The following is a 23579-nucleotide window of genomic DNA, read 5'->3' as shown; positions in this document are numbered from 1 at the left end:
GCCCTCAGTCCCGACGTGCCTCCGGATGGTGATGCAGCCAACCTTCCCACGCGGCCGCGACGATCGCGCGGCGATCATGTGCCGCCGACCAGCCGAGGACTTCGCGGATCCGGTCGGCCGAGGCGATCGAGGCGGCCGGATCGCCGGGACGCCGGTCGAGCACCTCGGGCGCGAGGTCGGAGTAACCGGACACGTCCAGGATCGTCTCGACGATCTCCCGGGTCGAGGACCCTCGACCGGTGCCGACGTTCAGTGTGAGCCGGGCCTCGCGGCCGTCCTGCAGGTGCCGGGCCGCGGCGACGTGGGCGGAGGCGATGTCCGCGACGTGGATGTAGTCGCGGATCGTCGTACCGTCGGGCGTCGGATAGTCGTCGCCGTAGATCTGCGGCGGCTTCCCCTCGGTCAGGCGGCTGAACACGATCGGGATGAGGTTGAACGCACCGGTGTCGGCGAGTGCCGGTCGTGCGGAGCCCGCGGCGTTGAAGTAGCGCAGGTTGGCGTAGCGCAGCCCGGTCGCGCGGGCGGTCGACGCGACGAGCCACTCGCTGACGAGCTTCGTTTCGCCGTACGGGTTCTCGGGGTGGCAGGCGAGGTCCTCGGTGAGCACGTCGACGTCCTGGTTGCCGTAGATCGCGGCACTCGAGGAGAAGACCAGCGCGTCGACGCCGACGTCTGTCATGGCGCGCAGGACGGACTCGAGCCCGCCGAGGTTCTCGCGGTAGTACAGCAGCGGCTTCTCGACCGACTCGCCCGGCTGTTTTCGGGCCGCGACGTGGACGACGCCTTCGATTTCGTACTCCCTGAGCAGCTTCGCCACCAGGCTGCTCGCCTGGACACTGCCACGGACCAGCGGGACGTCCTCCAGGCCGCTGATCCGCTCGGGGATGCCGGCGGACAGGTCGTCGAGGACGACCACCTGCTCCCCGGCCTCGTGCAGGGCATGGACGACATGTGCGCCGATGAAGCCGGCGCCTCCGGTGACAAGCCAGGTCATGGCAGCACAGCCTAGGGCTTTCACACAAAGCGTCACGGAGAGTCAGCGACAGCCGCGGTATGCCTGGCAACTTGCTCTGGGCCTACCCGGTATACATACTCAGTAGGCATGTCGATCCGCCACGGTCTTCTTGCCCTCCTCGACGAGGAGCCGAAGTACGGCTACCAGCTCCGCCAGGAGTTCGAGCGCGCCACCGGATCCACGTGGCCGCTCAACATCGGACAGGTCTACACGACCCTCAGCAGGCTCGAACGCGACGGCCTCGTGCACGGGACCGGCACAGACGACGCCGGTCGGATCAGCTACGGCCTCACCACGGCCGGACGTGAGGAACTGAGGCGCTGGTTCGCCACCCCCGTCGAGCGGGCGTCACGGCCGCGGGACGAGCTGGCCATCAAGTTCGCCCTTGCGGTGACCGTGCCCGGCGTCGACGTCGCGGCGATCGTGCAGGCCCAACGGACAGCCACCATGCGCGGTCTGCAGGAGCTCACCCGGCTGAAGAAGGGCACCGGCGACGACGACCTGCCTTGGCTGCTCGTCCTCGACTCGATGATCTTCGCCGCCGAGGCCGAGGTGCGCTGGCTCGATCACTGCGAGGCACGCCTGGCCCACCAACGGGTCGACTAGGGGCACGCCTCCGCCGTACCTGGGAACGCGTACGGCGGAGGCGGCGTCAGCCGGTGGTTCTCATCGGGCCGCGGAAGGATGCGCGGTCATTGCCGCTTCCTTGGCCCCACGTCGGACGGAGAGGCGGCGGCCGGCGCCTCCGCTCACCCGGGCGTACCCGGGCGCGCGATGGCGCCCGCCCCGGCTCCGTGCGGGTCTCCCCCACACGCGGGACATGGGGGACAGCCAGGCGTTCGCCCACACTGCTTCCGGACAGGTCCATTCCCGTCCGCAGTACAGACATCTGGCGCCCTCGACCTGCCGTCGTCCCCCCACGCGCCGGAACTTCGACCAACTCTGGTCGGGCCGGTGCAACAGCAGGAGATACCGGGCTTGGGCATCCAGGAGTGCTCTCGACCATTGCACCCAGCCGTAGCCGGGGACGAAGACTGGCGTCTCTCGTGTGGCCGAAGGCACGGTCGCCGACGCCGTCAGAGACGTCGCCATCGACATCGACCTTCCTTTCGTGGCCTTGCCTCTATGTGTCGGTTCGACCCGCCCGGCTCGGGCCTTCACCCCTTAACGATCAGCTACGCGTACACGTGACGGTACTGAGTGTTATTAGATCATCTCTTTACTCGGCAGCGGAACGCGGCCGCGCCGCCGCGCGCCGCTTCCCGTCGTACTGACGAGTTCGGACACTCCCGATGCGGCGCGCAGCCAACACCGCTACGGTCGGGGGGCCGAAAATGGGGGATCCGCCTTCTAAGATGAGCCGCTTCAACCAGTCAGGGGTGATGGCGCTGCCGACCGCGTTCCTCGTCGGACCCGTCGTGTCTGCCGAGCCAGGGGAACCCCCCGTGGCCGGGCAGTTGCACGCGCTCGGCTACACCGTGGTCGACGCGAGCACGGTCGACGATCTCGCCGCCGCCATCACGACGGCGACGGCCGGGCCGGTGGCCCTGGTCGACCGGCGCTACATCGGCCACCTACACGCTCTCCGCCGGGCGGTCTGCGACACCAGGAGCGACGTCAGGGCAGGGCCAGGGACGCTCACCGCGACGACGGTTGCCCGGGCGCGGCTGGTGTCGGTTCTCACCCGGATGCTGGCCGGCGCCGACGCCGGACCGCCCGGACGGCAGGAGACGCCCAGCAGTGCTTCCACCAGCAGTGCTTCCACCAGCAGTGCTTCCACCAGCAGTGCTTCCACCAGCAGTGCTCCCGCCAGCAGTGGTCCCACCAGCAGTGCTTCTACCAGCAGTGCTCCCACCAGCAGTGGTCCCACCAGCAGTGCTTCTACCGGCCCTGTTCCAGGCACCCGCATCGACGTCGGCGAGGTGACCGAGGCCCTCGCCGCCGACACCGACGTCGCCCGCACCGACCCGGCGCCGCTCGTCGCCGGACTCGCCGACACCCAGGCCGAACGCGACGCCCTCTTCGCCCGGGTCGCCGCCGTCGACGAGGAACCGATCCGGCTGCGTGGTGCGGTGAAGGCCGACGACACCGCGTTCACGACCTTCTTCGTACGCAGCTACTCGGGCTATGTGGCCCGCTGGTTCGCCCGCCTCGGATTCACCCCCAACCAGGTCACGATCATGTCCCTCGCCGTCGCGCTAGGAGCCGCGGGCTTCTGCGCCACCGGCTCGCGTACCGGCCTCGTCGTGGGTGCGGTGTTGTTCCACCTGTCGTTCGCCCTCGACTGCATCGACGGCGACCTGGCCCGCTACACCGTGCGGTTCAGCACGATCGGGAGCCGGCTCGACCTGAGCGCGGACCGGGTGAAGGAGTACGTCCTGTTCGCCGGCCTGGCGATCGGCGCCGCGCCCGCCGACAGTGCGATCTGGTGGCTCGCCGCGGCCGCGATGGCGGTCCAGACGGTCCGGCACCAGATGCACTTCGCGTACGACGAGGTCACGGCAGGACCCGAGGCGGCTCCCGCGCTGGCCGACCAGGTGCGCTCCCGACTCCGTGGCGGCAGGTGGAAGGTCTGGCTCCGGCGGGCCATCGTCCTGCCCCAGGGCGAGCGCTCGGCACTGATCTGCATGCTGGTGGCCTTCACGACACCGCGTGCCGTCTTCGTCGTCCTGCTGGTCGTCGGGTCGCTCGCGGCCACCTACGCCTTCCTGGGCCGGCTCCTGCGGAGCCTGCGTCGGCTGCACCGGCCGTGGTCGAAGCCGGCCGGGCAGGCTCTGGGCGCGATGGTGGACGTCGGTCCGATCGGCTGGGCGGTCCACCACGCCCTGCCGGGCCGTTCGCTTCCTGCCCCACTCACGACCCTGATCGCGCTGGCGGCGTTGACGTTCTCGCTGACGGTGATCCCCGTCGTGGGTGCGTCCTGGCTGATCGTCGGCGTGCTGTGGTACGTCCTGCTCGTGGGCTTCGCGAGCCAGCAACCGCTCAACGGCTGGGCCGACTGGGTGCTGCCGCCGTCGTTCCGCGCCGCGGAGTACGCCCTCGCCATCACCGTCACCACGCTCGTCGTGCCCAGCGCCCTGCCGGTGGCCTTCTGCTACGTCGCCGCCTGCGCCTTCCACCACTACGACGCGGTCTACCGCCTCCGCGAGTCCGGTGCGGTCCCGCGGAAGTGGTTCCTCATCGCGACCGGCGGCCATGACGGCCGGATGGTCCTGCTCGCCCTCCTCGCGACGGGTGGCGCCACCGTGCTGCACGTCGGCCTCGTCGTCGTGACCGCGGCACTCGCCGCGATCGTCGTCGGCGAGAGTGTGACGGCGACCCTCGCCGACGTCCGTGCCGAACGCACGCCTCCCGCCGTTGATGCGCTCGGCGCAGCGGCGAGCCAGAGCGAGGTGATCCGATGATCGGCCTCGTCCTCGCGGCCGGCACCGGCCGCCGCCTGCACCCTTACACCGAGGACCTGCCGAAGACGCTCGTCCCCCTGGGCGCTCCCGCCGACCCGTCGGATCCCGACGAAGCGCTCACGCCGCTCGACGTCATCCTCGGCAACTTCGCCAAGGTCGGCGTGAGCGACGTCGCCGTGGTGGTCGGCCACGCAGCCGAGGCGGTCCGCGAGCGGAAGCGGACCCTCGAGCGTCGCTACGGCGTGAGCCTCGAGCTCATCCACAACGAGCACGCGCTTCGGTGGAACAACTGCTACTCGTTGTGGTGCGCCCGACAGTGGTTCAGCGGCCAGGACGTCCTGATGGCCAACGGAGACACCGTGCACCCGGTCTCCGTCGAGCACGTGCTGATCGACGGCATGGCCGACTCCTCGCTGCTGCTTGCCGTCGACACCACGAAGGATCTCGGGGCCGAGGAGATGAAGGTCACCGTCCCCGACAAGCGCAGCGTCACCCGCATCACCAAGCTGATGGACCCGGCGGAGGCATACGGCGAGTACATCGGGGTGGCCCTCCTCCGCGCCGAGGTCGGCCCCGCGCTGACGGGGGCGCTCGAGGCGACGTGGCGGCGCGACCCGAGCCTGTACTACGAGGACGGGTTCCAGGAGTTCGTCGACCGGCGTGACTTCACGATCGACGTCGCGCCGATCGGCGACGTGCCGTGGGTCGAGATCGACGACACCGCCGACCTCGCCCGCGCCATGAGCGTCGTCGCCGCGATCAGGGAGGCCCAGCGATGATCAGGGGCCACATGCGTACAGTGAGGCATCCAGCGACGAGCACGGGGATGACGGAGCCAGAGTGCCGCTGCTAGCGCGGATGATCACCACGCCGGTGGTGATCGACGTACGCCGTGGTGCCATCGCCGACCTCGGTGAGCTCCTCGCCGACCAGCGGATCTCCACCGCCGGGCGGGTCGCGGTCGCGGTCGGTCCGCGCTCAGGCGCCCGCATCGCCGAGGACCTTCGCACCCACCTGGTCGAGGCCGACTTCTACACCGTCGACGGCGGCACGGTCGACGCGGCCCTCGACCTCGCGACCCGGGCCCGCACCCGGTCCTACGACGCGATCGTCGGCATTGGCGGCGGTCGGATGATCGACGTGACGAAGTACGCCGCCGCCCGGCTCGGCCTGCCGATGGTCGCCGTCGCCACCAACCTCGCCCATGACGGGATCGCCTCGCCGGTGAGCACCCTCGACAACGACGCGGGCCGCGGCTCCTACGGTGTGCCGGCGCCGATCGCGGTGGTGGTCGACCTCGACGTCGTACGCCAGGCACCGGTGCGTTCGGTGCGCGCCGGCGTCGGTGAAGTGGCGTCCAACCTGTCCGCGATCGCCGACTGGGAGCTTTCCCACGATCTGCGCGGCGAGCCGATCGACGGGCTGGCGGTGACGCTGGCCCGCACCGCGGCCGAGGCGGTCGTCCACCATCCGGGCACGATCGCCGACGACGACTTCCTGCGGGTGCTCGCCGAGGGTCTCGTCCTGTCCGGACTGGCGATGGTCGTCGCCGGCACGTCGCGCCCGAGCAGTGGCGCCTGCCACGAGATCTCCCACGCGATCGATCTGCTCTATCCCGACCGGGCGTGCTACCACGGCGAGCAGGTAGGTGTCGGTGCGGCGTTCGCGTCGACGCTGTGGGAGGATCCCGCGAGCCGCGCCAGGGGTGCCCTGATCGCGGAGTGTCTCGCCCGCCACGATCTACCGGTCGGACCGGACGAGCTGGGCTTCTCGCTGGAGGAGTTCGCCGCCGCCGTGGTGCGGGCACCCGACACCCGCCCCGGTCGTTTCACCATCCTGGAGCACCGCGACCTGGACAAGGACGCGGTGATGGCAGCCGTCCACGACTACGCCGCCGCCGGACCCGCCCAGCCGGAATGAGGAGAGCAGAAGCGACTCATGACTTCCCTGCCGTCCATCGCTGAGCTGCGGACCAAGACCCAGCCGCCCGGCCTGCTCGAGAGGCGCAGTGGCGAGCACTGGGCCGGTCGGCTGTACATGCGCAGGATCTCGCCGTACGCCACCCGGCTGTTCGCCGCCTGGGGGTTCGCTCCGAACCAGCTCACCGGGCTGATGATCGTCGCCGGCATTGCGGCCGGTTTTGCCGTGCTCCTGCCCGGCCTTCCCGGCGCGCTCCTCGCCGCGGTGCTCGTCCAGCTCTACCTCCTGCTCGACTGCAGCGACGGCGAGCTCGCCCGGTGGACCGGCAAGACCAGCGTCACCGGCAAGTACCTCGACCGGGTGGGCCACTACCTCTGTGAGGCCGCCCTGCTCGTCGGCCTCGGCTTCCGGGCGGCCGAGCTGGAGGCGAACGGCTACGCCGTGCTGGGCCTGGCGGCCGCTCTCGGTGCCGTGCTGATCAAGTCCGAGACGGACCTGGTCGACATCGCGCGGGTGCAGTCCGGCCTGCCTGCGGTGACCGAGGACGCTGCCGAGCCGCGCAGCCCACGGCTGGCGAGCCTGCGACGGGTCGCGCTGGTGATGAAGTTCTACCGGATCATCCTGGCCATCGAGCTGTCCCTGATCATCGTGCTGGCGGCCGTCGTCGACGCGCTCACCGACAGCCTCGTCGCCACCCAGGTGCTCACCGTGACGGTCGCCGTCGTCGCCGCCGTCCAGGTGGTGCTGCACCTGGTCAGCGTGCTGGTCTCGAGGCGACTCGGATGAGCCCACCGCGGCTTGCCTGCGTGTTCCTCACGATGGGTGACCGCCCCGACGAACTCCAGCGCGCGATCCACAGCGTGCAGGACCAGATCGGCGACCCGATCGAGATCATCGTCGTCGCCAACGGCGTCGAGGCGCCGAAGGTACCGGGCGGCGTCCAGGTGGTCGAGCTCCCGACCAACGCCGGTATCCCGGGCGGTCGCAACGCCGGCGTGCAGGCGGCCAACGCCGACGTCCTCATGTTCGTCGACGACGACGGTTGGCTCCCGGCCCCGGACACGGCCGAGCGGCTGCGCGAGCTCTTCACCAACGATCCCAGGCTGGGCATCGTGTCGTTCTGCATCACCGACCCCGAGAGCGGTGTGATTGCCCGCCGGCACGTCCCGCGGATCCGGGTCGGCGATCCCCTCGCGCCGTCGGAGGTCACGACGTTCCTCGGCGGCGCGTCCGCGATCCACCGGCGGGTCTTCGACGAGGTGGGTGTCTTCCCGGCGGCGTTCTTCTACGCCCACGAGGAGACCGACTTCGCCTGGCGGGCGCTCGATGCCGGCTGGCGGATCCGCTACGACACGCACTGCGTCCTCGCCCATCCGGCGACCTCGCCGACCCGGCATCCGACGTACTTCCGGTTCAATGCCCGCAACCGCGTGTGGTTGGCCAAACGCAACCTTCCGCTCCCGGTCGCGGTGGTCTACCTGGCGACCTGGATTCTCCTCACCTTCGGTCGTACGCGTAGTCTCACTGGGCTGAGGGCCTGGTGCGGCGGTCTGGTCGAGGGTGTCCGGCAGCCGTGCGGCCGTCGCAAACCGATCGCCTGGCGTACCGTCTGGCGAATGACCCGTCTAGGAAGGCCACCTCTGGTATGACGCTGGTCCCACCTCCGGAGTCTCCGGTCGCACTGGCCGAAAGCTACGGCTTGAAGGCGAGTTCGGCACGGCCGCCGCTGTTGACCTACGTCAAGCAGCTCTGGGAGCGCCGGCACTTCATCCGGGTCTACGCCACGTCCCGGTCGGTCACGAAGTATTCCCAGTCGATGCTGGGCGGACTCTGGCACGTGCTGACGCCGCTGTTCAACGCCGGCGTCTACCTGCTGATCTTCGGGCTCGTGCTGCGGGTGGACCGCGGCATCCCCAACTATCTGGCTTTCCTGGTCACCGGAGTCTTCGTGATGAACTACAGCACGAGCTCGGTGACCTCCGGCGCCCGCTCGATCTCGGGCAACCTCTCGCTCATCCGCGCGCTGCACTTCCCGCGCGCGTCCCTCCCGCTGTCGTCGACACTGATCGAGCTCCGTCAGCTGATGTTCTCGATGCTTGTCCTGGTCACGATCGTCCTGGTCACGCCGGTCAACCTGGTCGGCGACGAACCCATGACGGCGCCGGAGCCGATCACCTGGCTCTGGCTGCTCCTCGTTCCCGCGCTGTTCCTGCAAACGGTGTTCAACATCGGGCTCGCTTTCATCATGGCGCGGGTCGGCGCTGCCGTCACCGACATCCAGCAGCTGCTGCCGTTCGCGCTCCGGGTCTGGTTGTACTCCTCCGGCGTGATCTTTCCCCTGGGTCCACGGCTGGAAGGCAGGGTCCCGGAATGGGCGATCGACGTCGTCATGGCCAACCCTGCTGCCGTCTACATCGAGCTGGTCCGATCCTTGCTGATGCAGACCCACGACGCGTGGTTCGGGCAGTTCACCTGGCTGCTCGCCGCGGTCTGGGCGTTGGTGCTGTTCGGCGCGGGGTTCGTGTATTTCTGGGGTGCCGAGGAGAAGTACGGGCGTGGCTGAGCAGATGGTGCGAGACGACCAGACGACGATCGAGGCCCCCAAGCGGGTGCCCACGATCGTCGCCCATGACCTGCACATCACCTACCGGGTGTACGGCAGCACCTCCGGCAAGGGGAGCGCCACCAAGGCGCTCAAGCGGGTGCTGACGCGGGCGAACTCGCCGGCCCTGCGCGAGGTGAAGGCGATCCGCGGCGTTTCGTTCACCGCCTACGAGGGTGAGTCGATCGGCCTGATCGGGCGGAACGGCTCCGGCAAGTCCACGCTGCTGCGGGCGATCGCCGGTCTGCTGCCACCGACACAGGGCGCGGTCTACACCAGCGCCCAACCGTCCCTGCTCGGCGTCAATGCCGCGCTGCTGAACTCCCTCACCGGCGAACGCAACGTCGTGCTCGGCTGCCTGGCCATGGGCATGACACCGGCCGAGGCCAAGGAGAAGTACGACGACATCGTGGAGTTCTCCGGTCTCGGCGAGTTCATCGACCTGCCCATGCGGACGTACTCGGCGGGCATGGCCTCACGGTTACGGTTCGCCATCGCCGCAGCCAAGTCGCACGACGTCCTGCTCATCGACGAGGCCCTTGCCACCGGCGACGCCGACTTCCGGCGGCGCAGTCAGGAACGGATCGAACAGCTGCGTGATGAGGCCGGCACGATCTTCCTGGTCAGTCACAGCCTCAAGACAGTCGTAGCCACCTGCAACCGCGCGATCTGGCTGGACCGCGGCAAGATCCAGCAGGACGGCGATGCCGCATCGGTCGTGGAGGCCTACCAAGAGGCAGTAGCCGAGAAGACCCTGGGGAAGGCCGTCGGAAGAGCTCCGAGAGCCCGCTGAACCGGGGCGTCACACGACGCACCGGGACGGCGCCTGCCGACACGCCCGCCGCTACGTGGTAACTGAGGCGCTGGCTGCGTCATCATCGCCATCTGCGCGGCCTTCGTTCCAGCTGCGCCGGTGCGGAAGCCGAGGAGAAAGATGGTCGTGGCCGAGCAGTTCGTCACCAACGCCGATCGCCGCGAGATCGCCGGCAGCGCCGCCGTCGCCGCAGGCGGCGGCGTCGGCCCGGCCGGTGTACGTCCTGGTGACAGCGGCGAGGTCAGGCGGCCGACGGTGATCGTGGATGACCTGCACATCATCTACCGCGTCCTCGGCGCCACCGCCGGCCGCGGCAACGCCCCCGCCGCCTTCACACGCCTCCTCCGCCGAGAAAAATCACCCGCACAACGCGAAGTCCACGCCGTCCGCGGCGTCTCCTTCACCGCCCACCGCGGCGAATCCATCGGCCTCATCGGCCGCAACGGCTCCGGAAAATCCACCCTCCTCAAAGCCGTCGCCGGCCTCCTCCCCGCCACCCGAGGAGCCGTCTACACCGACGGCCAACCCACCCTCCTCGGCGTCAACGCCGCCCTCATGAACGACCTCACCGGCGAACGCAACATCCTCCTCGGCTGCCTCGCCATGGGACTCACCCCCACCCAAGCAAAAGCCCGCTACGACGACATCGTCGAATTCTCCGGCCTCGAAGACTTCATCGACCTCCCCATGCGCACCTACTCCTCCGGCATGTCCCAACGCCTCCGCTTCGCCATCGCCGCCGTCAAATCCCACGACGTCCTCCTCATCGACGAAGCCCTCGCCACCGGCGACGCAGAATTCCGCCGCCGCAGCGAACAACGCATCCGCGAACTCCGCGACGAAGCCGGCACCGTCTTCCTCGTCAGCCACAGCCTCGACACCATCACCAAAACCTGCACCCGCGCCATCTGGCTCGACAAAGGCACCATCAAAATGGACGACGACGCAGAAACCGTCACCAAGGCCTACAACAACGCCACCAGCAGGTGACCCGCCTCATCCGACATGCACCCTCGAAACGGACCGTGTTCGCCGCGCCCGGCTAACCGGGTAGGCCACCTTGCATGTCGTACTCTCGTCGCCATGAGATCGGCGCGCGACCGGGGCTGCCTGTGACCACGATCACCAGCCCAGCCCCGGCGGCGGAGCTGGCCGAGCGCCACGGTCTCTCGCCGAGCTCGGCCCGACCGTCGTTCGGCGCCTACCTCGCCCAGCTGTGGCAACGCCGGCACTTCATCACGGCATTCGCGACCTCGCGGACGGTCTCGCAGTACTCCAGCTCCACGCTGGGGCAGCTGTGGCAGGTGTTGACGCCGCTGATGAATGCCGCCGTCTACTTCCTGATCTTCGGAATCCTCTTCCAGACCGCGAAGAGCGTCGAGAACTTCGTCGCGTTCCTGGTGACTGGTGTGTTCGTCTTCACGTTCACGCAGCGGTCGGTGACCTCGGGCGCACGGTCGATCTCAGGAAACCTTGCGCTGATCCGTGCGCTGCACTTCCCGCGGGCGGCGCTGCCGCTGGCCTTCACCATCGTGGAGCTTCAGCAGCTGCTGGTCTCGATGGTCGTGCTGTGCATCATCGTGCTGGCGACCGGCGAGCCGTTGACGTTCGCCTGGCTGCTCGCCATTCCGGCCCTGGCGCTGCAGACGGTCTTCAACCTCGGCCTGAGCCTGTTCATCGCGCGGGTCGGGTCGAGACTGCCTGACATCAGCCAGCTGCTGCCGTTCATCACGCGTACCTGGCTCTACATGTCAGGGGTCTTCTTCGTCATCCCCGACCGCATTCCGGCGGGACCGTTGCGCGACATCATGCAGGCCAACCCGGGTGCGATCTACATCGAGCTGGTCCGCGACGCGCTCATCGACACCCACTCCGCCCCGCAGCTGGCCTGGGTGCTCGCGGCCGGCTGGGCGGTCGTCGCGTTCTGCGCCGGCATCATGTACTTCTGGGCCGGGGAGGAGCGGTACGGCCGTGGCTGACGACCCGGGCCACAGCGCCGGCCTCACCGACCCTGACGGTCTCGCAGGAACGGGCAGCCTGACCGACCTGCACGATCCGGCGCCGACGGTGATCGTGGATGACCTGCACATCATCTACCGCGTCCTCGGCGCCACCGCCGGCCGCGGCAACGCCCCCGCCGCCTTCACACGCCTCCTCCGCCGAGAAAAATCACCCGCACAACGCGAAGTCCACGCCGTCCGCGGCGTCTCCTTCACCGCCCACCGCGGCGAATCCATCGGCCTCATCGGCCGCAACGGCTCCGGAAAATCCACCCTCCTCAAAGCCGTCGCCGGCCTCCTCCCCGCCACCCGAGGAGCCGTCTACACCGACGGCCAACCCACCCTCCTCGGCGTCAACGCCGCCCTCATGAACGACCTCACCGGCGAACGCAACATCCTCCTCGGCTGCCTCGCCATGGGACTCACCCCCACCCAAGCAAAAGCCCGCTACGACGACATCGTCGAATTCTCCGGCCTCGAAGACTTCATCGACCTCCCCATGCGCACCTACTCCTCCGGCATGTCCCAACGCCTCCGCTTCGCCATCGCCGCCGTCAAATCCCACGACGTCCTCCTCATCGACGAAGCCCTCGCCACCGGCGACGCAGAATTCCGCCGCCGCAGCGAACAACGCATCCGCGAACTCCGCGACGAAGCCGGCACCGTCTTCCTCGTCAGCCACAGCCTCGACACCATCACCAAAACCTGCACCCGCGCCATCTGGCTCGACAAAGGCACCATCAAAATGGACGACGACGCAGAAACCGTCACCAAGGCCTACAACAACGCCACCAGCAAATGAGGCGTCAGGGAGTGCGAGCCGCCCCCGAGCCGCGGGGGGCGAGGGAGCGAGGGCTCAGGAGGAAACCCAGCCCCCAGCTCATGTGCATGGTGGTCACCACGACCGGCAACCAGAGCTTCGCCCGCGAGTCAAGGCCGCGTCCCGCCAGGACGGATCCGGCCAGTACGCACAGCAGGTAGCCCGCCGGCATCACCAACGCCGCCACCAGCAGCGGGATCCCGGCGAGCAACCCCAATAGGCCGGCGACGATGCCGACGGCGCATCCGACGACCGCGGTCGGCGCGGCGAGGTAGCGGATGTTGAACGTACCCGGGTGCAGTCGGCCGATCACCCGGCGCCAGCGGCCGGTGAGGTAGAACTGCCGGGCCAGCGCCCGAAGGTCAGGTCGCGGCCGGTAGGTCACCTGGAGCTCAGGGGTGAACCAGACCGTGCCACCGCCGGCCCGGATGCGGAAGTTGAGCTCCCAGTCCTGGGCGCGGACGAACGTCTCGTCGAAGCCGCCGAGCTTCTCGAGCGTCTCGCGCCGGAAGACACCGAGGTAGACCGAGTCGACCGGCCCCGGCTCGCCACCGACGTGAAACCGCCCTCCACCCAGCCCGAGCGGGCTGGTGTAGGCCCGCGCCGCCGCCCGCTCGAACGGCGTCTCGCCCTCGGCCGCCATCACGCCACCGACGTTGTCCGCACCGGTCGCCCGGAGCACCTCGACCGCACGCCTGAGATAACCCGCCGACAGGATGCCGTGCCCGTCGACCCGCACGATCACGTCGTACGCCGCCTCCTTGATGGCGACGTTGAGCCCGCTGGGCGTGATGCCGGCCGGGTTGGCGATCACCCGAACCCGGTCATCGGCGGCGTCGATCTCGCGGGCGATCTCCTCGGTCCGGTCCTCCGACGGGCCGACCGCGACCACGAGTTCCACCGCGCCCGGATAGTCCTGGGTGAGGACCTGGCCGACCGCCGCTCGAAGGTGCCGCTCCTCGTTGCGGACCGGCATGATGACCGAGACCGGTGGCCAGTCGGCGCCGGAGTCGTCGGGTTCGCGGCTCACGGGCTACAACCTACCGATCGCCGCGGGCCGCTCCTATCCGGCCGTGCACACCTGATCGAGGTCATCGACGTGGGAGCTCGGTGTCCTGCTCGGGCCAGGCGTCGCGGCGTCGTCCCGCCGCCCGTCCGACGACGCAGGGCTCCCGGCGCCGTCGGTCGCGGCCGATGCCTTGGGTGACGATGACCGGGCCGAGCTCTGCGACTCTCCGCGGTCCTTCGACTCGTCGATCGCGGCCCGGATCGTACGCCTGATCAGCGGGTAGTCAGGTCGGGCGGTCATGATGAGCGGCGGGACGAACTGCACGGACGTGATCTTCGCCCGCTTCGCCTTCATCGCCAGCCCGGTCATGGTGTCGAGCTCGCTCGCCGGGATGTCGGTCGACACGATCTGCTCACCTGCCCGCGCGATCTCCCGGAACTTCAACAGGACGTTTCCTGGCTCCAGTTGGTGCAGCATCGCCGCCATCACACACCGTTGCCGGGCCATCCGGTCATAGTCGCTCGAGTCGCTGCGCGACCGTGCGTACCACAGGGCGTGGTAACCATCGAGTCGCTGCGGCCCGGCCTTGATCGTGGCGCGGAGCTCGCCGCCCGGGCCGGTGATCGGCACGTCCCGCTTGACGTCGATGGTCACTCCACCCACCGCGTCGACGAGTTCCTGGAAGCCCTTGAGGTCGATGAGCGCGTAGTAGTTGACGTCGAGGCCGGTGATCCCGCGTACGGCGTCCTTCATCGCCTCGATGCCCGGGTCCGCCACCTGGTTGCCGAACAACGACTTGTGCTCGGTCGCCCACATGTAGATGGCATTGAGCAGGCACTCGTTCCCACAGCTGAAACCGTTCGGGAACGCCTTGTGCATGACGGTGCCGCGCGGGAACGGCACCCGTTGCAGGTTGCGGGGGAAGCTGAACAGCGTCGTCCGGCCGCTCTTCTCGTCGATGGAGGCCAGCGTGATGCTGTCGGGACGCAGGCCCACCCGGTCGGCGTCGGCGTCCGCTCCGAGCAGCAGGACGTTGTAGCGGCCGGCGTACGGATCCACCACCTTGGTCCCCGCGAACACGCCCTTGAGGGACTGGCGCGCCACCGCGACGTAGTGCGACGAGGTGAGTACGAGGCTCACCGCGAGGACGGACAGGCCGAGCGTCATGACCGTCGACGTCAGGCGCTGCTTCTGCGGCAGGCCCAGTGGCCCGCCGAGCCGCCAGGCGTCCAGGAACAGCCCGAGCCAGCCGAGCGCCAGCCCGACCAGCAGGAGCTGGAGGACGCGCAGAAGTCCGGGATCGGCAAGGATCGAGACGAGAGCGCGTGGCGACACGAGGCCGATGAACGCCAGCAGCGCGCCCACCGCGACGGCACCGGCCGCGACGCGCAGGGCGATCCGTCCCACCTGTCTGTTGCCGGCGACGAGTTGCGCCGAGCCGGGGACCACCAGGGTCATCAGCAGCAGCGTCACCGCACGCCGGAAGTGCCGGCCCTCCCCACGTTCGACCATGATCCGGCGTCGCTCCCCCATGTGTTGCTGTCGGCCACTGGTCATACCAACACACGGGATACGACGGCCAGAATCGCCACGCCGCTCCATGTCGACCTGTCACCGATCGTGCTACTTCGACGTTCAGCCGGTACCGTGCCCCTCATGCCGAACCGCGGCTATCACCCAGAACCCGACGAATCCGGCGAACCGGGACAGAGCCCACGGTACGACTGGCTCTACGACGAGTCCGGACGTCCGAGCGCGACAGGACGTCGTACCCGCCCACCGCGTTCCAGCGCGTCCCCGTACGACCAGACGCAGCCCGCCCCACGCCCGGCCGGGGAAAACCAGGGTGGTTACCCGCAGGGCCAGTCCGGTGCGTACGACCGGGGTGGGTACGGCCAGGGTGCGTACGACCAGCCCGGCTACGGTCAGCAGGGCTACGGTCAGTCCGGCTCTGGTCAGCAGGGCTACAGTCAGGACGCCTACGGCCAGCATGGTTACGGCCAGGGCTACGGCCAACAGGGCTATGGCCAGGACCCCTACGGGCAGGACAGCTACGGCCAGGGGGGTTACGACCAGCGCGCCGGCTACGGCCAACAGGGTTACGACCAGCAGGGTTACGACCAGCAGGGCTACGGCGAGGGTGGCTACGGTCAGGGGGGTTACGACCAGCGCGCCGGCTATGACCAGCAGGGCTACGGCCAGGGTGGCTACGACCAACGCGGCTACGGCCAGGACGGCTACGGCCAGGCGAGCCCGCAGGGCGGCTACAGCCAGGGTGGTTACGGCGCCCGCCGAAGGTCTCCCTACGACGAGCTGTCAGAGGACTACAACGAGCCGCCTCCGGGACGTTCGCCGCTGCGGCCGCCGGGCGGACCTGGGTCGGATGGACCACGACTCACCCGGATCCCGCGACGCAGGCGGCGGATCGGTCCGTTCCGCGTCATCCTGTTGATCATCCTGGCGTACGTCCTGATCCTCGTCGGTGTACCTGTCCTCGCCTGGGGACGGGTCGACAAGGTGGCGTTCGAACCGACCGACGAGCGGGCAGAGGACGGCTCCGGCACCAACTACCTCATCGTCGGCTCCGACAGCAGGGAAGGTCTCACGCCGGAGGAGAAGAACCGACTGGGCACCGGGAGTGCCGGCGGCCGGCGCACGGACACCATCATGGTGCTGCACGTGCCCAACACCACTGCGCCCCCGACGCTGGTCTCGCTCCCCCGCGACTCCTACGTCCCCATCCCGGGCCATGGCCGGAACAAGATCAATGCCGCGTTCAGCTTCGGCGGGCCGAAGCTCCTCGCCCAGACCGTGGAGGATGTCACCGGACTGCGGGTCGACGGATACGTCGAGATCGGGTTCGGCGGCTTCGTCAGTGTGGTCGACGGGCTGGGCGGCGTGGAGATGTGCCTGCCCAAGGCGGTCAAGGACGAGAAGGCGCACATCGACCTGCCGAAGGGATGCCAGGAGCTCGACGGACCGAACGCGCTCGGCTACGTCCGTGCCCGCTACTTCGACCCGCTCGGCGACCTCGGTCGGGTCGAACGACAGCGGCAGTTCATGTCCGCGGTGATGAAGGAGACCCTCACCGCCTCGACCATCTTCAACCCGGTCCGCTACACGCGCGTCGGCATGGCCTACGGCGACGCCCTCACCGTCGGCGACTCGACAGGGGTCTTCGACCTGGCGCGGTTCGCGCTCGCGATGCGGGCGGTGTCGTCCGGCAAGGGGACCACACTCACGGTGCCTATCGCCGACCCGGGACTCAGCACACGGGTCGGCAGCGCGGTGAAGTGGGACACGGAGAAGGCTCTCGCGTTGTTCAACGCACTGAAGGAAGACGCGATCATCCCACCAAGTCTGATCCCCAAGGTGCCGAAGTCGGAGGAGGGGAATTGAGTGAGCCGATCGTCGTCCCTGACGCGGTGCTCGCCCACGAACACGTCCTCGTCGACTTCGGCGGAGTGGTGAGTCCCGGCAGCTACGACGCCGACGAGGTGTTCGGGCTCGCGCTGCCCAAGCTCGCCGAGGCGTACTCCCTCGGCTGCCGGCGACTGCTGGAGTGCACGCCGAACCATCTCGGTCGCGACCCCGCGCTGCTCGCCCGGCTCGCCGACGCGAGCGGGATCGACATCTGGACGAACACCGGTGTCTACGGCGCGGCCGACCGGGTGGGAGTTCCGTCCTACGCACGAGAACTCACCGCGGAGCAGCTGGCGGCGCGGTTCGTGGCCGAGCATCGGGACGGGATCGCCGGAATGCGGCCGCGGTTCATCAAGACGGCGGTCCGCGACGGAGCGCTCGAGGACCTCGACCGGACCCTGGTCCGCGCGGCGGCACTGGCCTCGCGCGAGACCGGACTCACCGTGGCGTCACACACGACGGCCGGTGTCGCGGCGGTGCAGCAGCTGGAGCTGTTCGCCGAGGTCGGCGTACCGGCCGAACGCTTTGTCTGGGTGCACGCGCAGGCCGAGCAGAACCCGGAGTTCCACGAGCGCGTCGCGCGGGCAGGCGCGTGGGTGGAGTTCGACGGCCTACGGCCTGGTGCCGTCGAGTGGCAGCGCCGCTGCGTCGAACGGATGGCGGCGGCCGGTCTGTTGGGCCGCACGCTCGTCGCCAACGACAGCGGGTGGTACCACGTCGGCGAGGAGGGTGGCGGGGAGTTCCTCGGCTACACGTTCCTGCACACCGACCTGCTGCCGCTCCTCGACCGTTCCTGGCACCGCCAGCTGCTGGTCGACAACCCGACCGCCGCGTTCGGCGCGTGAGTCGGCCGCGCCATCGGCGTGGCGACCGGCCTCTCTAACGGTCGGCAAAGAGGTCACGCAACGGTAACGCGAATACGTGTCCATGAGCGGTCGCCGAAGTAACCGTTGATCGCCGTCGAGCGTTACCCACCCTGTCGGGCCCGTTGATCCTTGCCGGTGGTCCCCCCGTGCCACCGCGGAAGGCAACGGGCCCGGCCTATGTCTTCAAGGCGTCGATCGCGTCAGCGCCCGACATGCGCAGTCACTTCAGCAGGTGGCGGGCGAGGACGACGCGCTGGATCTGGTTCGTACCCTCGTAGATCTGGGTGATCTTGGCGTCGCGCATCATGCGTTCGACGGGATAGTCCTGGACGTAGCCGTATCCGCCGAGCAGCTGTACGGCGTCTGTCGTGACCTCCATCGCGACGTCGGAGGCGAAGCACTTGGCGGCGGCGCCGAAGTACGCCAGGTCCGTGTCGGAGCGCTCACTGCGGGCGGCGGCGGCGTAGGTGAGCTGCCGGGCGGCCTCGAGCTTCATGGCCATGTCGGCGAGCATGAACTGCACGCCCTGGAAGTCGGCGACGGGGCGGCCGAACTGCCGGCGTTCCTTCACGTAGCCGATCGCGTAGTCGAGGGATCCCTGCGCGATGCCGATGGCCTGCGCGGCGATCGTCACCCGCGTGTGGTCGAGGGTACGCAGCGCGAGCCTGAAGCCCTCCCCCTCGGTGCCGATGAGACGGTCCGCGGGGAGACGAACGTCGTCGAAGTAGACCTCACAGGTCGGTGAGCCCTTGATGCCGAGCTTCTTCTCCGGGGCGCCGAAGCTCACCCCGGGGTCGGACTTCTCGACGACGAACACGGAGATCGGTGCGCGCGTCGCCTCCGCGGACGTCGTACCACCGCTCGAATCCCCCGCCGGCGGATCGGTGACGGCGAACACCGTGTAGTAGTCCGACACTCCGGCGCCGGTGATCCAACGTTTGACGCCGTTCAACACCCAGCCGTCCCCGTCCCGACGGGCGCGGGTCTTCATCGCGCCGGCGTCGCTTCCGGCGTCGGGCTCGGACAGGCAGTACGAGAACATGGCGTCGCCCCGGGCCACCGGCGGGAGGTAGCGCCGCTTGAGCGGCTCGGAGCCGGCCAGCAGCAACGGCATCGTGCCGAGCTTGTTGACCGCCGGGATGAGCGAGCTGGAAGCGCAGGCCGCCGCCACTTCCTCGATGACGATGGCGGTGGCGAGAGCGTCGGCGCCGGCTCCGTCGTAGGCCTCGGGGATGTGCGGGGCGTGGAAGTCAGCGGCCCGTAGCGCGTCGTAGGCAGCCGCCGGAAAGGCCGCCTCCCGGTCGACCTCGGCTGCGTGCGGAGCAACCTTGTCTCGGCACAACGCCCGGCAGGCTTCGCGGATCGCCTCGTGCTCCGGGGTGACGGCGAACAGTGGGGTGTCGTTCACGGGACTACCTCCTGATGGGACGTCCGCGTTCTGCCGAATACTACTTCGAGGTAACTTGCGTGGTCGGCGTTGTGCCGGCCGTCGGCCATCCCATGGTCGCGCGCACGTTACCGAGTTGTCACCACAGCGCCACCAACCGATCACGCCGAGCAGCGGGACGCTTGACGCGCTCGTGCGGTAGCCTGCCGGTCGGCGGGGCCAACGCCCCACATGTGCCCCTTGCACCGCCATTCGAGAGCGCGGCCGCTGCCCTGACGATCGCATCGCGTCCGCGGACCTGCTGGAGGCTTGAGCCCGTGACCTACCGCATCACCGTCCTCGGTACCGGTTACCTCGGCGCGACCCACGCGGCGTGTCTGGCCGAGCTGGGCTTCGAGGTGCTGGGTGTCGATGTCGACCCGGCCAAAGTCGCTGCCCTGTCAGAAGGACAGGTGCCGTTCTTCGAGCCCGAGCTCGAGCCGCTGCTGCGCAAGCACGTGGAGTCTGGCCGGCTGCGCTTCACCACCTCCTTCGACGAAGCGGCGGAGTTCGGCGACGTCCACTTCGTCTGCGTCGGCACTCCGCAGCGAGACGGCGAGTACGCCGCCGACATGTCCTATGTCGATCGGGTCATCCTCAGCGACCTGGTGCCGCGGCTCACTCGGTCGGCGCTCATCGTGATCAAGTCCACGGTGCCGGTGGGGACGACCGGACGCCTCGCCGAGGGGGTCGCGGGCCTGGTGGGCGACCAAGGGGATGTGGAGCTGGCCTTCAGCCCGGAGTTCACCCGCGAGGGACTTGCCGTCGAGGACACGCTTCGGCCCAACCGTCTGGTCTTCGGCGTACGTACCGAGCGGACGGAGAAGATGCTGCGTGACGTCTTCGCGGCACAGATCGAGGCGGGGACCCCGGTAGTGGTGTCCGACTACGCCACGGCCGAGCTGGTCAAGGCGGCGGCGAACGCGTTCCTCGCGACCAAGATCTCCTACATCAACACGATGGCCGAGCTGTGCGACGTCTCCGGCGGCGACGTCACGGTGCTCGCCGACGCGCTCGGCTACGACGACCGGATCGGGCGGAAGTTCCTCGACGCCGGCCTCGGTTACGGCGGAGGCTGCCTGCCCAAGGACCTGCGGGCGTTCATGGCCCGCGCGGGTGAGCTGGGTGCCGAGGAGGCGTTGACGTTCCTGCGGGAGGTCGACGCGATCAACCTACGGCGGCGGCAGAAGGTCGTCGACGTCGCCGCGGAGATCCTCGACAACCAGTGGATCGGCAAGAAGGTCGCCGTGCTCGGCGCTGCTTTCAAGGCCAACACCGACGACATCCGTGACTCCCCCGCGCTGAACGTCGCCGGCCGGATCCACCTGCACGGCGCGCTGGTCAGCGTCTACGACCCGAAGGCGATGGACAACGCGCGCCGGTCGTTCCCGACGTTGCGCTACGCGAGTTCGGTGATGGAGGCGTGCCGCGGCGCGCACCTGGTCCTGCACCTCACCGCGTGGCAGGAGTTCCGCGAGCTCGACCCGGCGGTGTTGTCGCAGGTCGTCGCCGACAAGAAGGTCCTCGACGGGCAGAACTGCCTCGACCGGGAGACCTGGCGAGGGGCCGGCTGGACCTACCGCGGCCTCGGCCGCCCCTAGGGTCTCGCCGCCGCCCACAGGGGCCCGCCGCCGAGGCGAGGGTAGAACAAGGTCGCGGATTGTTGGCACAAGACCGGAGCTGGACGCAGGATCGAGAACATGAGCCGATCCTGGGGCGACCCTGACGTTATCCGCCGGATCCTTACCGGATGCCAGACCTGGGCGGTGGTGGGGCTTTCGACCAACACCGACCGGGCCGCGTACTCCGTGGCGAGGTTCCTTCAGGAACGCGGGAAGCGGATCGTACCCATCCATCCGTCGGCGCCGACCGTCCACGGCGAGCAGGGGTACGCAAGCCTTGCCGACGTACCGTTCGGGATCGACTGTGTCGACGTCTTCGTACGTTCCGAACTCGCCGGCCCGATCGCGAAGGAGGCCGTCGAGGCGGGGGCGAAAGCGGTGTGGTTCCAGCTCGGCGTGGTCGATCCCGACGCGTTCGCCGAGACGACCGACGCCGGCCTCGCGATGGTGATGGATCGGTGCCCGGCAATCGAATGGCCGCGCCACTTCGGACGCGAGTGACCCGAACGGCGCGGGCGACCAGCCACATATCCAGGGGGGAACCACCATGCTGACTCTTGACACGTCGACCGAGTTCGGCTCCCACGTCGAGAAGCGCCTCGATCACGACACGCTGGCCTGGCTCGTCACGGTGAGCCCGGACGGTATGCCTCATCCGACACCGGTCTGGTTCCTCTGGAACGGCCGGGAGCTCGTCCTGTCCAGCCAGCCGGACAAGCCGAAGCTGAGCAACATCGCCGCCAACCCGCGCGTCGCGCTCCACCTGGACAGCGACGGTCAGGGCGGCAACATCGTGATCGTGAACGGTACGGCGCGCATCGACCCGGCCGGTCCCAGCGACGCCGAGCGGGAGGCGTTCGTGCCGAAGTACGCCGACCACCTCGAACGCCTCGGCGTGACGTACGACGAGTTCGCCGACACCTACTCCGTCACCATCCGCATCACACCGGAGAAGCTTCGCGGCTGGACCTGATCAGCTGCCGAATCCGACGCGCCTCACCCGCTTGGCGGCGAGCGCGTCGCCCTTGGCCCGGGCCTGGGATTCGAGGTCGGCCTGGAAACCGGCCATCCGGTCGCGCAGGGCGACATCGCCCGCTCCCAGGATCCGAACCGCGAGCAGGCCGGCGTTGCGGGCGTTGCCGACCGCCACGGTCGCGACCGGGACCCCGGCCGGCATCTGCACGATCGACAGCAGCGAGTCGAGGCCGTCGAGATGCTGGAGTGCCACGGGTACGCCGATCACCGGAAGCGGCGTCACGCTCGCCAGCATGCCGGGAAGAGCGGCGGCGCCACCGGCGCCGGCAATGAGGACCTGGAGCCCCCGCGACGCCGCGGTCTCGCCGTAGTCGAGCATCGCCTTCGCCATCCGGTGTGCCGAGACGACGCGTACTTCGTACGCCACGTCGAACTCGTCCAGGACCTTCGCCGCAGCCTGCATCGTCGGCCAGTCGGAGTCCGAGCCCATCGCGATGCCGACGACGGCAGACTCCGCTGGTCCGGTCGTACCGTCACTCATCGATCTCTCCCGTGAGGTAGGCCGCGGCGTGCCGGGCACGTGCGCGGACGTCGTCGAGGTCGGCGCCGTAGGCGGTGACGTGCCCGACCTTGCGCCCAGGCCGGACCTCCTTGCCGTACAGGTGGATGCGCAGGTCGGGATCGCGTGCCTGGCAGTGCAGGAAACCCTTGTGCATGTCGGCGTACGGACCGCCCAGGATGTTGACCATCATGGTCCACGGTGCCCGCGGCCGCGGCGAGCCGAGCGGCAGGTCGAGGATGGCGCGCAGGTGGTTCTCGAACTGGCTGGTGACCGCGCCGTCGATACTCCAGTGCCCGGTGTTGTGGGGGCGCATCGCCAGTTCGTTGACGAGGATGCGGCCGTCGCGGGTCTCGAACAGCTCCACCGCGAGGATCCCCACGACACCCAGCTCACCGGCGATCCGGAGCGCGATGCGCTGCGCCTCGACTGCACGGTCCTCCGGCAGTCCGGGCGCGGGGGCGATCACCTCGTAGCAAACGCCGCCGCGTTGGACAGATTCGACGATGGGGTACGCGATGGCCTGTCCGGACGGCGACCTGGCCACCACGGCGGACAGCTCCCTGGCGAAGTCGACCCGCTCTTCGGCGATCATGGGCTGACCGGCGGCGAAGATCTCTCCGATGTCGCCGGCGTAGGCGTTGTCGATCACCCACACACCCTTGCCGTCGTACCCTCCACGCGCGGTCTTGAGGACCACCGGCCAGCCGCCGAGGGCCTTGGCCACCACGTCGAGGTCGTCCTCGTTCCTGACCGCGCGGTAGCGCGGGCACGGTAGGCCGAGCGCGGTGAGACGGTCGCGCATCGCGCCCTTGTCTTGGGCGTGGACGAGGGCGTCCGGCCCGGGCCGGCACACGACGCCGTCCGCTTCGAGCCGATGCAGGTGCTCGGTCGGCACGTGCTCGTGGTCGAACGTCACCACGTCACACCCCGCGACGAACGTCCGAAGGGTCCGGAGGTCGCGATAGTCACCTACCTGCACATCGCGGACGACCTGGGCCGCGGAGACATCCGGGCCTTCGGCGAGCAAGCGGAAGTTGACACCCAGGGCGATTCCCGCCTGGTGGGTCATGCGGGCGAGCTGCCCGCCCCCGATCATGCCGACCGTGGGTACGCCGACGAGC

Annotated in this window: 22 protein-coding genes; 16 read left to right on the top strand and 6 right to left on the bottom strand. The window is 69.1% G+C overall.

Annotated features, from left to right (window positions below; genetic code table 11):
- Positions 1-4: 4 nt before the first annotated feature.
- Positions 5-994 (bottom strand): UDP-glucose 4-epimerase GalE, encoded by a 990-nt coding sequence (gene galE / locus ABNF93_RS07630; protein WP_349327010.1) that lies wholly within the window; start codon positions 992-994, stop codon positions 5-7.
- A 108-nt stretch (positions 995-1102) separates the two neighbouring features.
- Between galE and ABNF93_RS07625 the strand changes: the two genes are divergently transcribed.
- The 11 genes from ABNF93_RS07625 (at position 1103) to ABNF93_RS07575 (ending at position 12557) form a co-directional block, all read left to right on the top strand.
- Positions 1103-1621: a PadR family transcriptional regulator gene (locus ABNF93_RS07625; protein ID WP_349327009.1), complete on the top strand. Its 519-nt coding sequence runs from the start codon at positions 1103-1105 to the stop codon at positions 1619-1621.
- Positions 1622-2370: 749 nt separating this feature from the next.
- Positions 2371-4419 (top strand): DUF5941 domain-containing protein, encoded by a 2049-nt coding sequence (locus ABNF93_RS07620; RefSeq protein ID WP_349327008.1) that lies wholly within the window; start codon positions 2371-2373, stop codon positions 4417-4419.
- The gene (locus tag ABNF93_RS07615; protein ID WP_349327007.1) at positions 4416-5198 is read left to right on the top strand and encodes a phosphocholine cytidylyltransferase family protein; all 783 of its coding nucleotides are present in this window, start codon (positions 4416-4418) and stop codon (positions 5196-5198) included. The genes ABNF93_RS07620 and ABNF93_RS07615 overlap by 4 nt, the downstream gene beginning before the upstream one ends.
- A 61-nt stretch (positions 5199-5259) precedes the next feature.
- A complete protein-coding gene (locus ABNF93_RS07610) occupies positions 5260-6339 on the top strand; it encodes an iron-containing alcohol dehydrogenase family protein (RefSeq protein WP_349327005.1) in 1080 nt (359 codons plus the stop codon).
- An 18-nt stretch (positions 6340-6357) separates the two neighbouring features.
- A complete protein-coding gene (locus ABNF93_RS07605) occupies positions 6358-7125 on the top strand; it encodes a CDP-alcohol phosphatidyltransferase family protein (RefSeq protein ID WP_349327004.1) in 768 nt (255 codons plus the stop codon).
- Positions 7122-7988, top strand: coding sequence for a glycosyltransferase family 2 protein (locus ABNF93_RS07600; protein ID WP_349327003.1), 867 nt, complete (start codon positions 7122-7124; stop codon positions 7986-7988). Before ABNF93_RS07605 ends, ABNF93_RS07600 begins: the two co-directional genes overlap by 4 nt.
- Entirely contained in the window at positions 7985-8902 is a 918-nt protein-coding gene (locus tag ABNF93_RS07595) for an ABC transporter permease (RefSeq protein WP_349327001.1), read from the top strand. The genes ABNF93_RS07600 and ABNF93_RS07595 overlap by 4 nt, the downstream gene beginning before the upstream one ends.
- Positions 8895-9734: an ABC transporter ATP-binding protein gene (locus ABNF93_RS07590; RefSeq protein WP_349327000.1), complete on the top strand. Its 840-nt coding sequence runs from the start codon at positions 8895-8897 to the stop codon at positions 9732-9734. Before ABNF93_RS07595 ends, ABNF93_RS07590 begins: the two co-directional genes overlap by 8 nt.
- 147 nt (positions 9735-9881) lie before the next feature.
- Positions 9882-10745: an ABC transporter ATP-binding protein gene (locus ABNF93_RS07585; protein ID WP_349326999.1), complete on the top strand. Its 864-nt coding sequence runs from the start codon at positions 9882-9884 to the stop codon at positions 10743-10745.
- A 74-nt stretch (positions 10746-10819) separates the two neighbouring features.
- Positions 10820-11734: an ABC transporter permease gene (locus ABNF93_RS07580; protein ID WP_349326998.1), complete on the top strand. Its 915-nt coding sequence runs from the start codon at positions 10820-10822 to the stop codon at positions 11732-11734.
- An 88-nt stretch (positions 11735-11822) separates the two neighbouring features.
- Positions 11823-12557 carry an ABC transporter ATP-binding protein gene (locus tag ABNF93_RS07575; RefSeq protein WP_349326997.1) on the top strand — a complete coding sequence of 245 codons (735 nt, stop codon included), beginning with the start codon at positions 11823-11825 and terminating at the stop codon, positions 12555-12557.
- A gap of 4 nt (positions 12558-12561) precedes the next feature.
- Here ABNF93_RS07575 and ABNF93_RS07570 read toward each other — a convergent pair whose 3' ends face one another.
- Both ABNF93_RS07570 and ABNF93_RS07565 read right to left on the bottom strand, forming a co-directional pair.
- A complete protein-coding gene (locus ABNF93_RS07570; RefSeq protein WP_349326995.1) occupies positions 12562-13605 on the bottom strand; it encodes a glycosyltransferase family 2 protein in 1044 nt (347 codons plus the stop codon).
- A gap of 33 nt (positions 13606-13638) precedes the next feature.
- A complete protein-coding gene (locus ABNF93_RS07565) occupies positions 13639-15141 on the bottom strand; it encodes an LCP family protein (RefSeq protein ID WP_349326994.1) in 1503 nt (500 codons plus the stop codon).
- A gap of 99 nt (positions 15142-15240) precedes the next feature.
- On the opposite strand from ABNF93_RS07565, the gene ABNF93_RS07560 reads away from it, so the two are divergent.
- Positions 15241-16983, top strand: coding sequence for an LCP family glycopolymer transferase (locus ABNF93_RS07560; protein ID WP_349326992.1), 1743 nt, complete (start codon positions 15241-15243; stop codon positions 16981-16983).
- On the top strand, positions 16980-17852 hold the full coding sequence (locus ABNF93_RS07555) for a phosphotriesterase family protein (protein WP_349326991.1): 873 nt from the start codon (positions 16980-16982) through the stop codon (positions 17850-17852). Before ABNF93_RS07560 ends, ABNF93_RS07555 begins: the two co-directional genes overlap by 4 nt.
- A gap of 241 nt (positions 17853-18093) precedes the next feature.
- Here ABNF93_RS07555 and ABNF93_RS07550 read toward each other — a convergent pair whose 3' ends face one another.
- Positions 18094-19281 carry an acyl-CoA dehydrogenase family protein gene (locus tag ABNF93_RS07550; RefSeq protein ID WP_349326990.1) on the bottom strand — a complete coding sequence of 396 codons (1188 nt, stop codon included), beginning with the start codon at positions 19279-19281 and terminating at the stop codon, positions 18094-18096.
- A 296-nt stretch (positions 19282-19577) separates the two neighbouring features.
- Here ABNF93_RS07550 and ABNF93_RS07545 point away from each other — a divergent pair, with 296 nt between their 5' ends.
- From ABNF93_RS07545 to ABNF93_RS07535, 3 genes are all read left to right on the top strand, one after another.
- Positions 19578-20900: a UDP-glucose dehydrogenase family protein gene (locus ABNF93_RS07545; RefSeq protein ID WP_349326989.1), complete on the top strand. Its 1323-nt coding sequence runs from the start codon at positions 19578-19580 to the stop codon at positions 20898-20900.
- Between the two features lie 99 nt (positions 20901-20999).
- Positions 21000-21422, top strand: coding sequence for a CoA-binding protein (locus tag ABNF93_RS07540; RefSeq protein WP_349326988.1), 423 nt, complete (start codon positions 21000-21002; stop codon positions 21420-21422).
- Positions 21423-21468: 46 nt separating this feature from the next.
- Positions 21469-21894 carry a TIGR03667 family PPOX class F420-dependent oxidoreductase gene (locus tag ABNF93_RS07535; protein WP_349326987.1) on the top strand — a complete coding sequence of 142 codons (426 nt, stop codon included), beginning with the start codon at positions 21469-21471 and terminating at the stop codon, positions 21892-21894.
- Here the strand turns inward: ABNF93_RS07535 and purE are convergent, their stop codons facing one another.
- A complete protein-coding gene (purE, locus tag ABNF93_RS07530; RefSeq protein ID WP_349326986.1) occupies positions 21895-22437 on the bottom strand; it encodes a 5-(carboxyamino)imidazole ribonucleotide mutase in 543 nt (180 codons plus the stop codon).
- A complete protein-coding gene (locus tag ABNF93_RS07525; RefSeq protein WP_502877560.1) occupies positions 22430-23554 on the bottom strand; it encodes a 5-(carboxyamino)imidazole ribonucleotide synthase in 1125 nt (374 codons plus the stop codon). The genes purE and ABNF93_RS07525 overlap by 8 nt, the downstream gene beginning before the upstream one ends.
- Between the last annotated feature and the right edge of the window lie 25 nt (positions 23555-23579).

The sequence above is a fragment of the Actinopolymorpha sp. B9G3 genome (genome assembly GCF_040120725.1).
Lineage (GTDB): Bacteria > Actinomycetota > Actinomycetes > Propionibacteriales > Actinopolymorphaceae > Thermasporomyces.
This window is presented reverse-complemented; position numbering and strand designations above follow the sequence as displayed.

Coding starts and splice junctions, on each gene's coding strand:
- galE (WP_349327010.1), bottom strand. CDS start 994: ATGACCTGGCTTGTCACCGGAGGCGCCGGCTTCATCGGCGCACATGTC.
- ABNF93_RS07625 (WP_349327009.1), top strand. CDS start 1,103: ATGTCGATCCGCCACGGTCTTCTTGCCCTCCTCGACGAGGAGCCGAAG.
- ABNF93_RS07620 (WP_349327008.1), top strand. CDS start 2,371: ATGAGCCGCTTCAACCAGTCAGGGGTGATGGCGCTGCCGACCGCGTTC.
- ABNF93_RS07615 (WP_349327007.1), top strand. CDS start 4,416: ATGATCGGCCTCGTCCTCGCGGCCGGCACCGGCCGCCGCCTGCACCCT.
- ABNF93_RS07605 (WP_349327004.1), top strand. CDS start 6,358: ATGACTTCCCTGCCGTCCATCGCTGAGCTGCGGACCAAGACCCAGCCG.
- ABNF93_RS07600 (WP_349327003.1), top strand. CDS start 7,122: ATGAGCCCACCGCGGCTTGCCTGCGTGTTCCTCACGATGGGTGACCGC.
- ABNF93_RS07595 (WP_349327001.1), top strand. CDS start 7,985: ATGACGCTGGTCCCACCTCCGGAGTCTCCGGTCGCACTGGCCGAAAGC.
- ABNF93_RS07580 (WP_349326998.1), top strand. CDS start 10,820: ATGTCGTACTCTCGTCGCCATGAGATCGGCGCGCGACCGGGGCTGCCT.
- ABNF93_RS07565 (WP_349326994.1), bottom strand. CDS start 15,141: ATGACCAGTGGCCGACAGCAACACATGGGGGAGCGACGCCGGATCATG.
- ABNF93_RS07560 (WP_349326992.1), top strand. CDS start 15,241: ATGCCGAACCGCGGCTATCACCCAGAACCCGACGAATCCGGCGAACCG.
- ABNF93_RS07540 (WP_349326988.1), top strand. CDS start 21,000: ATGAGCCGATCCTGGGGCGACCCTGACGTTATCCGCCGGATCCTTACC.
- ABNF93_RS07535 (WP_349326987.1), top strand. CDS start 21,469: ATGCTGACTCTTGACACGTCGACCGAGTTCGGCTCCCACGTCGAGAAG.
- purE (WP_349326986.1), bottom strand. CDS start 22,437: ATGAGTGACGGTACGACCGGACCAGCGGAGTCTGCCGTCGTCGGCATC.
- ABNF93_RS07525 (WP_502877560.1), bottom strand. CDS start 23,554: ATGATCGGGGGCGGGCAGCTCGCCCGCATGACCCACCAGGCGGGAATC.